At 62.1% G+C, this 13,113-nt stretch carries 10 protein-coding genes and 2 tRNA genes; 8 read left to right on the forward strand and 4 right to left on the reverse strand.

The genetic code is table 11. The features are described 5' to 3' along the window. Positions 1-114: 114 nt before the first annotated feature. From U5A67_RS21355 to oxlT, 7 genes are all read left to right on the forward strand, one after another. A complete protein-coding gene (locus tag U5A67_RS21355) occupies positions 115-834 on the forward strand; it encodes a GntR family transcriptional regulator (RefSeq protein WP_205983863.1) in 720 nt (239 codons plus the stop codon). Between the two features lie 255 nt (positions 835-1,089). Then, positions 1,090-2,835, forward strand: coding sequence for an oxalyl-CoA decarboxylase (gene oxc / locus U5A67_RS21360; RefSeq protein ID WP_205983864.1), 1,746 nt, complete (start codon positions 1,090-1,092; stop codon positions 2,833-2,835). Positions 2,836-2,895: 60 nt separating this feature from the next. After that, the gene (gene frc / locus U5A67_RS21365; RefSeq protein ID WP_205983865.1) at positions 2,896-4,146 is read left to right on the forward strand and encodes a formyl-CoA transferase; all 1,251 of its coding nucleotides are present in this window, start codon (positions 2,896-2,898) and stop codon (positions 4,144-4,146) included. Positions 4,147-4,251: 105 nt separating this feature from the next. Beyond that, on the forward strand, positions 4,252-4,692 hold the full coding sequence (locus U5A67_RS21370) for a PAS domain-containing protein (protein ID WP_205983866.1): 441 nt from the start codon (positions 4,252-4,254) through the stop codon (positions 4,690-4,692). 63 nt (positions 4,693-4,755) lie between these two features. Continuing rightward, entirely contained in the window at positions 4,756-6,324 is a 1,569-nt protein-coding gene (locus U5A67_RS21375) for a Re/Si-specific NAD(P)(+) transhydrogenase subunit alpha (RefSeq protein ID WP_321815787.1), read from the forward strand. A gap of 9 nt (positions 6,325-6,333) precedes the next feature. After that, positions 6,334-7,728, forward strand: a complete 1,395-nt coding sequence (locus U5A67_RS21380; protein ID WP_321815788.1) for an NAD(P)(+) transhydrogenase (Re/Si-specific) subunit beta — start codon at positions 6,334-6,336, stop codon at positions 7,726-7,728. A 139-nt stretch (positions 7,729-7,867) separates the two neighbouring features. Next, positions 7,868-9,196: an oxalate/formate MFS antiporter gene (oxlT, locus tag U5A67_RS21385; protein ID WP_321815789.1), complete on the forward strand. Its 1,329-nt coding sequence runs from the start codon at positions 7,868-7,870 to the stop codon at positions 9,194-9,196. Between the two features lie 6 nt (positions 9,197-9,202). On the opposite strand, the gene U5A67_RS21390 is transcribed toward oxlT, so the two are convergent. The 4 genes from U5A67_RS21390 to U5A67_RS21405 all read right to left on the reverse strand — a co-directional run bounded on the left by U5A67_RS21390 (position 9,203) and on the right by U5A67_RS21405 (position 10,228). Then, on the reverse strand, positions 9,203-9,523 hold the full coding sequence (locus U5A67_RS21390) for a hypothetical protein (RefSeq protein ID WP_321815790.1): 321 nt from the start codon (positions 9,521-9,523) through the stop codon (positions 9,203-9,205). Between the two features lie 169 nt (positions 9,524-9,692). Beyond that, positions 9,693-9,779, reverse strand: a tRNA-Leu gene (locus tag U5A67_RS21395). An 89-nt stretch (positions 9,780-9,868) separates the two neighbouring features. Next, positions 9,869-10,135: a hypothetical protein gene (locus U5A67_RS21400; RefSeq protein WP_321815791.1), complete on the reverse strand. Its 267-nt coding sequence runs from the start codon at positions 10,133-10,135 to the stop codon at positions 9,869-9,871. A 6-nt stretch (positions 10,136-10,141) separates the two neighbouring features. Next, positions 10,142-10,228: transfer RNA gene (locus U5A67_RS21405), tRNA-Leu, on the reverse strand. Between the two features lie 311 nt (positions 10,229-10,539). Between U5A67_RS21405 and rnr the strand changes: the two genes are divergently transcribed. Then, complete coding sequence (rnr, locus tag U5A67_RS21410; protein WP_321815792.1) at positions 10,540-13,083, forward strand: ribonuclease R; 2,544 nt, start codon at positions 10,540-10,542, stop codon at positions 13,081-13,083. The last annotated feature ends 30 nt before the right edge of the window (positions 13,084-13,113 follow it).

The raw sequence follows: 13,113 nt of genomic DNA on the forward strand, positions 1-13,113 counted from the left end.
TCTGATCTGAGCGTAAACCCCGCGTTGTGACGTCTTGGTCGCTGATATATTGTATTGAAAATATCGAATTCGCCTGAAGTCCCGGCCAAACCGTACGTTGGAGACCCGTCACCGATGTCCGCTGAAACCCAAGACGAAGCCGGAGCGTCGCCGCTGACCCTGACGCTCGAACCCATCAACGCCACGATCTCGCTGCGTGATCAGGCGTATGCAAAGCTGAGGCAGGCGATTGCCGAAACCGATATCTATCGCTCGCGAGACGAAATTCGTCTGGATGAAAAGGAACTCACCGAAAAGCTCGGTGTGAGCCGCACGCCGGTCCGCGAGGCCATGACTTTGCTGGAGCAGGAGGGTTTTCTGCGCACGGTGCCGCGGCGCGGCGTGTATATCCTGCGCAAGACGCGCAAGGAAATCGTCGAGATGATCTATATGTGGGCCGCGCTCGAAAGCATTGCGGCGCGTCTCGCGACCCAGCGCGCTTCGGATGAAGACATTGCGCGATTGCGGCGTATGTTCTCCGGCTTTGGCGAGCAGGCTCCGGCCGAGCATATCGAGGAATACTCCGAAGCCAATATCATGTTCCATCAAGCGCTGGTCGAGCTATCGCAGTCGCCGATCATCGTGGACACCATCAAGAACATCTTTATGCATGTGCGCGCGATTCGCCGCATGACGATCGCGCAGAGCGATCGCGCCTCGCGTTCTATCGTCGATCACATGCGCATTATCGAGGCACTGGAGGCGCGCGATACCGAACGCGTCGAGCGCCTCGTGCGCCAGCATTCGATCGACCTCGCGCTGTTCGTCGAAGCGAATTGCGATTTTCTCGATTGAGTGCCGTGCACTGAGACGTTTTTCGTATGAATCGATGTGTCAGTGCTCCTTATGTTGTTCGTAGTCCGTATTAATAGATGTAGCGCTTGCGCGTTGTGACGCATCAATTCATCGACGCGAAATGCGCTGCATCCAGCTGGCATCACGTATCGCATCGCAGCATGTAGTGAGGATGTCGAAAAACGTCTTGACTAATACTGTGTGTGGAATATTGTATATCACGAATCGACAACGCCCCGCCAAAGAGGAGACGTCATGGCAGAAGCAGGCATCAACGACGCGCAGAACAGCCCTGCGCAGGACGAGCAGGCGACGACGGACGGCTTTCATCTCGTCATCGACGCGCTCAAGCTCAACGATATCGACACGATCTTCGGTCTCGTCGGTATTCCGATTACCGACCTCGCGCGTCTCGCCCAGGCCGAGGGCATGCGCTTCATCGGCTTCCGTCACGAGCAGAACGCGGGCAATGCGGCCGCCGTGGCCGGCTATATGACGAAAAAGCCGGGCATCTGCCTGACGGTGTCCGCGCCCGGTTTCCTCAACGGTCTGACCGCACTGGCGAACGCCACGACCAACTGCTTCCCGATGATCCTGATCAGCGGATCGAGCGAGCGTGAAATCGTCGATCTGCAACAAGGCGATTACGAGGAAATGGACCAGATGAACGCCGCCAAGCCGTATGCGAAGGCCGCGTATCGCGTGCTGCATGCGGAGGACATTGGCATCGGCGTGGCGCGGGCGATTCGTGCGGCGGTTTCCGGCCGTCCCGGTGGCGTGTATCTGGATCTGCCGGCCAAACTGCTCGCGCAAACGATCGACGCCGTCAAGGCCCGTCAATCGCTCGTGAAAGTGGTGGACGCTGCGCCGCGCCAGTTGCCGGCACCGGACTCGGTCCAGCGTGCGCTGGATGTACTAAGGAATGCCAAGCGTCCGCTGATTCTGCTTGGCAAGGGCGCAGCCTACGCGCAGGCCGACGCACAGATCCGCGAACTGGTAGAAAAGAGCGGCATTCCTTATCTGCCGATGTCGATGGCCAAGGGCCTGTTGCCCGATACGCACGCACAATCGGCCTCCGCCGCCCGCTCGTTCGTGCTCGCCGAAGCCGATGCCGTCGTCCTGATCGGCGCGCGTCTGAACTGGCTGCTCGCCCACGGCAAGGGCAAAACGTGGGGCGCGCCCACGCCCAAGCGCTTCGTGCAGATCGATATCGCGCCGACGGAAATCGATAGCAACGTGGCGATCGAAGCACCGCTCATCGGCGATATTGGTTCGTGCGTGGAAGCGCTGGTCGCGGGCCTCGGCAACGACTTCCCGCAGCCGCCCGCCGAATGGCTCGACGCCGTGGCGCAGCGCAAGAACGCGAACCTCGCGAAGATGGCCGCGACGCTCGACAAGAATCCGTCGCCGATGAATTTCCACAGCGCATTGCGCGCGATTCGCGACGTGCTCAAGACGCGTCCCGAGATCAACGTCGTGAACGAAGGCGCCAATACGCTCGACTACGCCCGCAGCATCATCGACATGGCCTTGCCGCGCAAGCGCTTCGATTCGGGCACGTGGGGAATCATGGGGATCGGCATGGGTTTCGCGATCGGCGCGGCGGTGACGAGCGGCACCCAGGTCGTCGCCATCGAAGGCGATAGCGCCTTTGGTTTCAGCGGCATGGAACTGGAAACGATCTGCCGATACAACCTGCCGGTTTGCACGATTGTTTTCAATAACAACGGCGTCTATCGCGGCACGGATGTGAACCCGACCGGTAGCAGCGACGTCGCGCCCACGGTGTTCGTCAAGAACGCACGCTATGACCGGATGATCGAAGCGTTCGGCGGAATCGGCCATTACGCGAGCACACCCGAAGAACTCACCACGGCCCTGCTGGAAGCGATTGCCTCCGGCAAGCCCACGCTCATCAACGCGGTTATCGACGAATCGGCGGGTACCGAAAGCGGACGGCTCACGAATCTGAATCCGCAAAGCGCGGCCATGAAGAAATAAATCCCGACACACTCGTTGCAGAAGAATCGGACTGACCAAGGACTATCAGGAGATAAGGCCATGAGCAAACCCCTCGACGGTATCAAGATCATCGATTTCACGCATGTGCAGGCCGGCCCGGCATGCACGCAGATGCTCGCATGGTTCGGCGCGGACGTCATCAAGGTGGAGCGTCCGGGTTCGGGCGACGTCACGCGCTCGCAACTGCGCGATATTCCCGAAGTGGATGCGCTGTACTTCACGATGCTCAACAGCAACAAGCGTTCGCTCACGCTCGATACCAAGAAGCCCGAAGGCAAGGAAGTGCTCGAAAAGCTGATCCGCGAATCGGATGTGATGGTGGAAAACTTCGGCCCGGGCGCGCTCGATCGCATGGGCTTTACGTGGGAGCGCATCAACGAACTCAATCCGAAGATGATTGTGGCTTCGGTGAAGGGCTTCAGCGAAGGCCATCATTACGACGACCTCAAGGTGTATGAGAACGTCGCGCAATGTGCGGGCGGCGCAGCGTCGACCACGGGCTTCTGGGACGGTCCGCCCACGGTCAGCGCGGCGGCGCTCGGCGACAGCAATACGGGCATGCATCTGGCCATCGGCATTCTGACGGCACTGATTGGCCGCGACAAGACCGGCAAGGGGCAGAAGGTGGCCGTGTCGATGCAGGACAGCGTGATCAACCTGTGCCGCGTGAAGCTGCGCGATCAGCAACGTCTGGACCGCGTGGGATATCTTGAGGAGTACCCACAATATCCGCATGGCAGCTTCAGCGATGTGGTGCCGCGCGGTGGCAATGCGGGCGGCGGCGGTCAGCCGGGCTGGGTGCTCAAGTGCAAGGGCTGGGAGAACGATCCGAACGCCTACATCTATTTCACGGTGCAGGGCCACGCGTGGGAGCCGATCTGCCATGCGCTCGGCAAGCCGGAGTGGATCGAAGACCCGAAATACAACACGGCGCAGGCGCGTCAGCCGCATATCTTCGATATCTTCGCGACCATCGAAGCGTGGCTCTCCGACAAGACCAAGTACGAAGCCGTGGATATTCTGCGCAAGTTCGATATTCCGTGCGCGCCGGTGCTGAGCATGAAAGAACTCGCGAACGATCCGTCGCTGCGCGCGAGCGGCACCATTGTCGAAGTGCCGCACAAGGAGCGCGGTTCGTATCTGACCGTGGGCAGCCCGATCAAGTTCTCGGATCTCAGCCCGGAAATCAAGGGCTCGCCGCTGCTCGGCGAACATACGGACGAAGTGTTGCAGGACCTCGGTTATTCGGCGCAGCAGATTGCGGCCTTGCACGAGGTACGTGCGGTTTGATGCAGACGATGTAGTCGCGCAACGCGGGCGCAAAAAGCGCAGGCCGAACGGCTCGCGCTTCATGCGCCCGCGACCGAAGAACCCGCTCCCCACAGGGTCAACGCCATGACATCCGCCATCGACTTCGCCCAGCTTGCCGATGCAATCGGCGACGCCATCGTCATCTCGGACGCCGCCGGCGATATTACCTACTGGAACCCCGCCGCAACGCGCATGTTCGGTTATACGCGCGATGAGGCGATGGGTAAGACGCTCGACCTGATTATCCCGGAACGCCTGCGCGGCCGGCATTGGGAGGGCTATCAGAAGACCATGGCGACCGGACAGACGCGCTATGGCAACGACGTGCTGCGCGTACCTGCCGTCGACAAGGACGGCCGCGCATTGTCCATCGCATTCACCGTGGCGCTTCTGCATGATGCGCAGGGCGCATTGAGCGGCATCGTCGCGGTGATTCGCGACGAAACGGCCCGCTTCCAGGAAGAGCGCAATCTGCGCAAGCGCGTCACGGAACTCGAAGCTCAGGCACACGCTCAGCAGTCCTGATGCTTGCGCCCGTCGCTCGGGCGCGCAAGACACGCACAACAAAACGATCAGGAGACGGACGGCATGGCGATGACCATCGCGATACCGCGCGAGCGATTTGCAGGCGAACGGCGCGTGGCCGCCACGCCGGAAAGCGTCGCGCAACTGCTGAAGCTGGGCTATGTGGTCGAAGTGGAATCCGGCGCCGGAAATGGCGCGTCGTATAGCGACGATGCCTATCGTGCCGCGGGCGCCTGCATCGTCGAAGATGCGATCGAACTCTGGGGCAACGCGGATATCGTGCTCAAGGTGCGACCGCCGTCGATCGAAGAAGCGCAACAGCTCAAGCAGGGCGCCACGCTGATCGGCTTTATCTGGCCCGCGCAGCAGGGGCCTTTGCTCGATGCGCTCGCCGCGCGTGGTGCGACAGTGCTGGCCATGGATTGCGTGCCGCGTATTTCGCGTGCGCAAAAGCTCGACGCGCTGAGCTCGATGGCCAACATGGCGGGCTATCGTGCCGTGATCGAGGCAGCGCAATATTTCGGCCGTATTTTCACCGGGCAGATTACCGCGGCGGGCAAGATGCCGCCCGCGAAAGTGCTGGTGATCGGCGCGGGTGTGGCTGGGCTGGCCGCCATTGGCGCGGCGCGTGGACTGGGCGCGATCGTGCGCGCATTCGATACGCGGCCCGAAGTCGGCCAGCAGATCGAGAGCATGGGCGCGGAGTTCCTCACTGTCGAACTGGAGGAAGAGGGCGGCGGCTCCGGTGGATACGCGAAGCAGATGAGCGCGAAATTCATCGAAGCCGAAATGGCGCTCTTCAAGGCGCAGGCGGCGGAGGTCGACATCATCGTGACGACCGCGCTGATTCCCGGCAAGCCCGCGCCGCGATTGCTCGATGCGCAGACGGTGGCCTGTTTGCGCGCGGGCAGTGTGATCGTCGATCTGGCTGCCGAGCAGGGCGGCAACTGCGAACTCACACGTGCGGGCGAAGTCGTGCAGGCGCATGGCGTGACCATCGTCGGCTATACGGATCTGCCGAGCCGCATGGCGAATCAGTCGAGCCAGCTTTACGCGACCAATCTGCGGCATCTGCTGACCGATCTCACGAGCGCGAAAGACGGCGAGCTGAAGATCGATATGGACGATGTCGTGCAGCGCGGCACGACCGTGATGTTGAAGGGCGAATTGTGCTGGCCTGCGCCGCCTGTGCCCACGGCGGCCAGCCCCGCGGCGAAGCCGGAAACCGCCAAATCGACTTTGCCAGCGCATGGCGATGCGAACAAAGACAAGGAGGTAGAGCGCAAAAGCGGTGTCGGTTCAATCGTTGCGCTCGCATCGATTGCCGTGTTGCTGCTTGCGCTCGGCGCCATCGCGCCGCCCGCTTTTGTGGCGCATTTCACGGTATTCGTGCTGGCTGTCTTTATCGGCTATCAGGTGGTGTGGAACGTCACGCCCGCGCTGCACACGCCGCTGATGAGCGTGACGAATGCGATCAGCGGCATCATCGTGATCGGCGCGTTGCTTCATCCTGTCGGTGCGAATGCGCTCGTGAGTGTGCTGGCGGGCGTGGCGCTCGTGATTGCCACGATCAATATCGCGGGTGGCTTCCTGGTCACCCAGCGCATGCTGAAGATGTTCCAACGGACCTGAGGAGACGTCATGCTGAACGGAATCGGCAATATGGCGTGGCTGGGCGCGGCGACGCTGTTCATCCTCAGCCTGCGCGGACTGAGTCATCCCACGAGCGCGCGACGCGGCAATATCTATGGCGTCTGCGGCATGACGATCGCGGTGCTGGCCACCTTGCTGGTGACACGCGGCGCGGGGCTGGGTATCGCCATCGTCGCGGCGGTCGTGGGCGGCGGTATCGGTGCGGTGCTGGCGCGTCGCGTGGAGATGACGCAGATGCCGCAACTCGTGGCGGTGCTGCATAGCTTCGTCGGTCTTGCGGCGACGCTCATCGCCTTTGCCAATGCGCTTTCGCCGGCGGTGGAATCAAGCAGCGTCGAGCGCGCGATTCACGATACGGAGATCTACGTCGGCGCCTTTATCGGCACGATCACGTTCACGGGTTCTATCGTCGCGTTTCTCAAGTTGCAGGGCACGCTGGGCGGAAAACCGCTCGTATTGCCGGCTCGGCATCTGATGAACGCGGTCGCGCTCGTGGTGTGCATCGTGCTCGGTTACGTGTTTGTTTCGACGAGCGATGCCACGCAGGCGCTCGCGGCGCTCGGCATCATGTGTGCGATTGCCGCGGTGCTGGGCGTGCATCTGGTGATGGCGATCGGCGGTGCGGATATGCCGGTGGTCGTCTCCATGCTCAACAGTTATTCGGGCTGGGCGGCGGCCGCGACGGGCTTCATGCTCGACAACGATCTGCTGGTGACGACGGGCGCGCTGGTCGGTTCGAGCGGCGCGATTCTCAGCTATATCATGTGCCGGGCGATGAACCGCAGCTTTGTTTCGGTGATCCTTGGCGGCTTCGGCTCGATGGCGGCAACGGCGAGCGCAGCGCCCGAAGGCGAGGTGGTAGCCACCAGCGTGGACGAAGTGGGCGCGCTGCTGCGTGATGCCGCCGAAGTCGTGATCGTGCCGGGCTATGGCATGGCGGTCGCGCAGGCGCAAGGTACGATCAGCGAGATCACGCGACGGCTGCGTGCCCAGGGCGTGCGGGTGCGCTTCGGCATTCATCCGGTGGCGGGGCGTTTGCCGGGCCATATGAACGTACTGCTTGCCGAGGCGAAAGTGCCGTACGACATCGTGCTGGAAATGGACGAGATCAACGAAGACTTCACGAATACCGATGTCGTGCTCGTGATCGGCGCGAACGATATCGTCAATCCGGGCGCGCAGGAGGATGCGGCCAGCCCGATCGCGGGTATGCCGGTGCTCGAAGTGTGGAAGGCGCGCACGGTGGTGGTCTCCAAGCGTAGTATGGCGACAGGCTACGCGGGCGTGGACAATCCGCTGTTCTATAAGGACAACACACGGATGTTGTTCGGTGACGCGAAGGGGAGTGTCGATGCCTTGCTGAGGCAACTGGAAACGGCTTGAAGCGGCTCGAGAAGTGGCTCGAGAAGTGGCTCGAGAAGTGGCTCGAGAAGCGGCTGGGACGCCGTTCCGGAAGCAGTGTAAGGAAGGGCTTAAAGCAGATTGACGCAATCAAAGCGTCAACACATGGAGAGAGACAACCGTGGCACACACCGATCGCATCGACGCCCCTTATACGGCGCGACGCCATAACCGTTGGGTGCAGCTCGTAGCGGGCATTGCCTGCATGGGGCTGGTCGCCAATCTGCAGTACGCATGGACGCTTTTCGTCGTGCCGATGGACGCGCGCCATCATTGGGGGCAAGCCGCGATTCAGCTTGCGTTCTCGCTCTTCATCGTCACCGAGACCTGGCTCGTGCCGGTCGAAGGCTGGCTCGTGGACCGTTTCGGGCCGCGTCCGGTCGTGATGGGCGGCGCGGTGTGCGTGGCGCTGGGCTGGCTGCTCGATGCGTGGGCGCCCGTGTTGCCCGTGCTTTACGTGGCGGCGGTGATTTCAGGTATCGGCGCGGGTTGCGTCTATGGCACCTGCGTGGGCACGGCGCTCAAGTGGTTTCCCGATCGGCGCGGCCTTGCGGCAGGCATGACGGCAGCGGGCTTTGGCGCCGGTGCAGCACTGACGGTGATTCCGATCTCGCGCATGATCCAGCATTCGGGTTACGAAACCGCGTTCATATTCTTCGGACTCCTGCAAGGTGTCTGCATCATGGCGCTCGCGCTGGTGATGGTGCGCCCCAAGCCGCCTGCGCACGCTGCATTGATGAAACGCGTCGTCGCAACGAAGACCGATTACACCACGCAGCAAATGGTGCGCGCGCCCTTGTTCTGGGTGATGTACGCGATGTTTGTCTGCGTGGCGGCGGGCGGCATCATCGCCACCGCGCAGATCGGGCCGATTGCGAAGTCCTACGGTTTTGCGTCGATGCCGGTGGCGTTCATGAGCGTGAGCTTGCCGCTACTCACGATGACGCTGTCGATCAACAATCTCTGCAACGGCTTTACGCGACCGCTGTGCGGCATGATTTCGGATCGGATCGGGCGCGAGAACACGATGTTCATCACGTTTCTCGGCGAAGGGCTGGCGCTGCTCGGGCTGCGTTACTTCGGGCACGATCCGTATCTGTTCATGCTGTTTTCAGGGCTCGTGTTCCTGTTTTACGGCGACATCTTCTCGAACTTCCCGGCCACCTGCGCCGATACCTTCGGCGCGCGTTATGCGGCGGGCAATGCCGGCACGCTTTATACGGCCAAAGGCACCGCTGCGCTGCTTGTGCCGGTGGCGACACTGCTTGCGCTGCATGGCGGCTGGAATAGCGTATTCGAGTTCGTGGCCTGTATCGCGATGATGGCAGGCGTGTGCGCGAAGGTCGTGTTGCAGCCGATGCGGCGGCGCTGGATCTTCCAGTCGGCCGTACCGGTGGCTTCGCCGGTGGAAACGAGGTTTAACGCTGCGCCGATAGGCTCGCGGGAATGAAGCGCCTCAGGTTGCGTTGCCTTGCGTGGTTCGCTTGACCGCGCAAGCCTTGCCGGCACGGTTACGGACCGCGCGCAGGAAGATCATGGCCGGGGAAGTCGCGCGGATGCGAGCGCGCCGGATGCGTCGCGTGTCGGTGCGTGCCTGCAGACGGCGCGCATCGCTCTCAGTCGGAACAGAAGGGGCGGTGGCGTCGACTAGCGAACCATAGCGACTGTCAGCCTGAGTGCGCTCGATCCAATCGACGTTCAGGCGGGTCGCGATGAGCCAGGTCGCTGCGGCACCGAAGCCCAAGGCAACGATCGTAGCGATGACAACGAGTTCCATCCGGTCTCCATTCGTTCGGGTATCGCCGATGTCTGGCAATGTATACCGAAGAATATAACGCGTTGGCGGAACCGAAGTGTCAAGAAAACGTGAGGGTAGAGAAGAAAGAGGCAGAAATAGAAGCAGAAATGAAAAAAGCCAGCATAGAGCTGGCTTTTTTCATGAATCTTGGTGCCCAAGAGAGGACTCGAACCTCCACAGTGTTGCCACCGCCAGGACCTGAACCTGGTGCGTCTACCAATTCCGCCACCTGGGCAAGGTGTCGCTTACTACTTGCTGCTGCGCTGTGTCGTGCAGCAGAGAACGAGATTCTAGCGCATCTGTAGAGCCTGTCAATAGGCTTTTTCAAAAAATCTTCACATCGCAGAACAACTGCGTTCTCATGGGCTGCAGCGTGAGAGAGATGGACTCGATTTGCGAACGTCGATGTCGGGAAAATGCAGAGGCTGAAAAACAAAAACCCGAGCAAGCGGTTTCGCTTCGGTCGGGCAGTGGAGCCATGCTCAACATGATGGCGCAGACAAACCTGCGCTTGCGCGCTGTCGCTGTATCGGCAAGATGCGATTCAGCGGGAGAAATGAAAAAAGCCAGCATAAAGCTGGCTTTTTTCATGAATCTTGGTGCCCAAGAGAGGACTCGAACCTCCACAGTGTTGCCACCGCCAGGACCTGAACCTGGTGCGTCTACCAATTCCGCCACCTGGGCAAGGTGTCGCTTACTACTTGCTGCTGCGCTGTGTCGTGCAGCAGAGAACGAGATTCTAGCGCATCTGTAGAGCTTGTCAACAGGTGAATGCAAAAACTTTTGCGGCGGGCTTGATCGACAGTTGTTCGTCGCTTGCGATGAATATCAGGGAGCCGACATTCGCTCATCGCGCGTTCAGCGGCTTGCGCACTGAATTGTCGGGTGCGGCGCGGGTGTTAGAATGCCTCGCAGCAGTATAGGTGGCGCGCCGCTCGCGTCGCGCACCCGTTACGTCAGCCGCATGTTGCAGCATTCGAAGACCGCGGCGCGGCATGATTGCCACGATCCGCGTGATATCCGACGTCCACGCAACGAGAACAACCATCGACAAGCCCTTGAGCAAATATCCGTACCCGATTCCCAGCCGCGAAGAAATCCTTGGCGTGCTGCGGACCAGCGAATCGCCCTGCACCGCGAACGATATCGCCGAGGCGCTCGCGATCAAGCGCCAGGAGCGCGAAGGGTTCTTCAGGCGGCTCGCCGCGATGGAGCGCGACGGGCAGATCCGGCTCGACTCGCGCGGCCACTATCAACTCGCGCATCCTTCCAATTTCGTCGCGGGCCGCGTTCAGGGCCATCGCGACGGCTATGGTTTCCTGATTCGCGACGACGGCCAGGACGATCTGTTCTTGCCGCAAGGCGAGATGCAGAAGGTCATGCATAACGATCGCGTGCTTGCGCGCATCGTCGGCTATGACCGCCGCGGCCGCCCGGAAGGGCATATCGTCGAGGTCACGGACCGCGCGAACCGCCGCGTGATCGGCCGTCTGCTCAACGAGAACGGCGCTTTGATCGTTGCGCCCGAAGACAAGCGCATCGGCCACGACATCCTCGTCACGCAGAATCCGAAGAAGGCCAAGGCAGGCCAGGTCGTGGTGGTCGAGCTGACCGATTTCCCGAGCCGTCATTCGCAGCCGCTCGGCCGCGTGGTGGAAGTGCTCGGCGACATCGACGATCCGGGTATGGAAATCGAGATCGCCGTGCGCAAGTACGGCGTGCCGCACGAGTTCAGCAAGGAAGCGCTCGCGGATGCCGCGAAGCTGCCCGATGCCGTGCGTCCGACCGATATCCGCTACCGCGTCGATCTGCGCGATGTGCCGCTCGTCACGATCGACGGCGAAGACGCGCGCGACTTCGACGATGCGGTCTATTGCGAACCGATGCAGGTGGGCAAGGGCGAAGGCTACCGTCTGCTCGTCGCGATCGCCGATGTCTCGCATTACGTGTTGCCGGGCAGCGGCCTGGATGTGGACGCCATCGAGCGCAGCACCTCGGTGTACTTCCCGCGCCGCGTGATCCCGATGCTGCCGGAGAAGCTCTCGAACGGCCTGTGCTCGCTCAATCCGCACGTGGATCGCTGCGTGCTGGTCTGCGACATGGTCATCACCGCGCGCGGCGAGATCAAGGCGTACCAGTTCTATCCGGGCGTGATGCATTCGGCGGCGCGTCTCACGTATACCGAAGTCGCGGCGGTCCTGACCAACACCAAGGGTCCCGAGGCCACGCGCCGCGCGGCGCTGATGCCGCATCTGCAGAACCTGTACGGCGTCTATAAGGCACTGTTCGCGGCGCGCCAGAAGCGCGGCGCGATCGACTTCGACACCACCGAGACCTATATCGTCTGCAATGCGCAGGGCAAGATCGAGCAGATCGTGCCGCGTCAGCGCAACGACGCGCACAAGCTGATCGAGGAGTGCATGCTCTCGGCCAACGTCTGCGCGGCGGACTTCATGAAGCGCAACAAGCACCCGGGCCTGTACCGCGTGCACGCGGGTCCGAGCGCGGAAAAGCTCGAAAACCTGCGGACTTTCCTGCGCGGCATGGGGCTTTCGCTCGGTGGCGGCGACACGCCGCACGCCAGCGACTACGCGGCGCTGATGGCGCACATCCGCGACCGTCCCGATGCGCAGATGCTGCAGACGATGCTGTTGCGTTCGATGCAGCAGGCGGTCTACAGCCCGGACAATATCGGCCACTTCGGTCTCGCGTATGAGGCGTACGCCCACTTCACGAGCCCGATCCGCCGCTATCCCGACCTGCTCACGCACCGCGCGATCTACGCGATCCTGCAAGGCAAGAAGTATCAGCCGGCTGCGCCCGAAGGCGTCGATCTCAACACGGCGCTGTCGCCGCGCGCCCGCGCCATGCAGGCCGAGGACGAAGAGAAGCGCGGTCGCAGCGCGCGTACCGCTCGCGGTGCGAACACGGCGATCTGGGAAGAGCTGGGTCTGCATTGCTCGGCCAACGAGCGCCGCGCCGACGAAGCCTCGCGCGACGTCGAAGCCTGGCTCAAGTGCTATTTCATGCGCGACAAGCTCGGCGAGGAATACGGCGGCATGGTGAGCGGCGTGACGTCGTTCGGCATCTTCGTGCAGCTCGATTCGCTCTTTATCGAAGGTCTGGTACACGTGACGGAACTCGGTTCCGATTACTTCCAGTACGACGAGATCAAGAACGAGCTGCGCGGCGAGCGCACCGGCATCCGCTATCGTCTGTCGGATCGGGTGCGCGTGCAGGTCAGTCGCGTCGATCTCGATGCGCGCAAGATCGACTTCCGTCTCGTGCGCGACACGCCGGTCAAGCCCGCCGTGAATCGCGGCGCGCAGGCCCAGCAGGAGCGCAGTGCTGGCGAAGGCGGTGCGCGCGTGCGTCCCATGCCGATGGCCGCAGACGACGTGCGGCGCAAGAAGGCCGCGCCGCCGCAGAGCGCAGCCGTGAAGGAAGCGCGTGCAGCGCGTGGTGCGGCCAAGACCGCGAAGAAGCGTGCGCCGTCGAAACCGGCGGCCAAGAAGTCGCCGCCGCGCAAGAAGCGTTAAAGCCGTACCCACGGCGCGCGCCTCGCTCGT

Source organism: Paraburkholderia sp. J69-1 (assembly GCF_905220255.1).
Classification (GTDB): domain Bacteria; phylum Pseudomonadota; class Gammaproteobacteria; order Burkholderiales; family Burkholderiaceae; genus Paraburkholderia.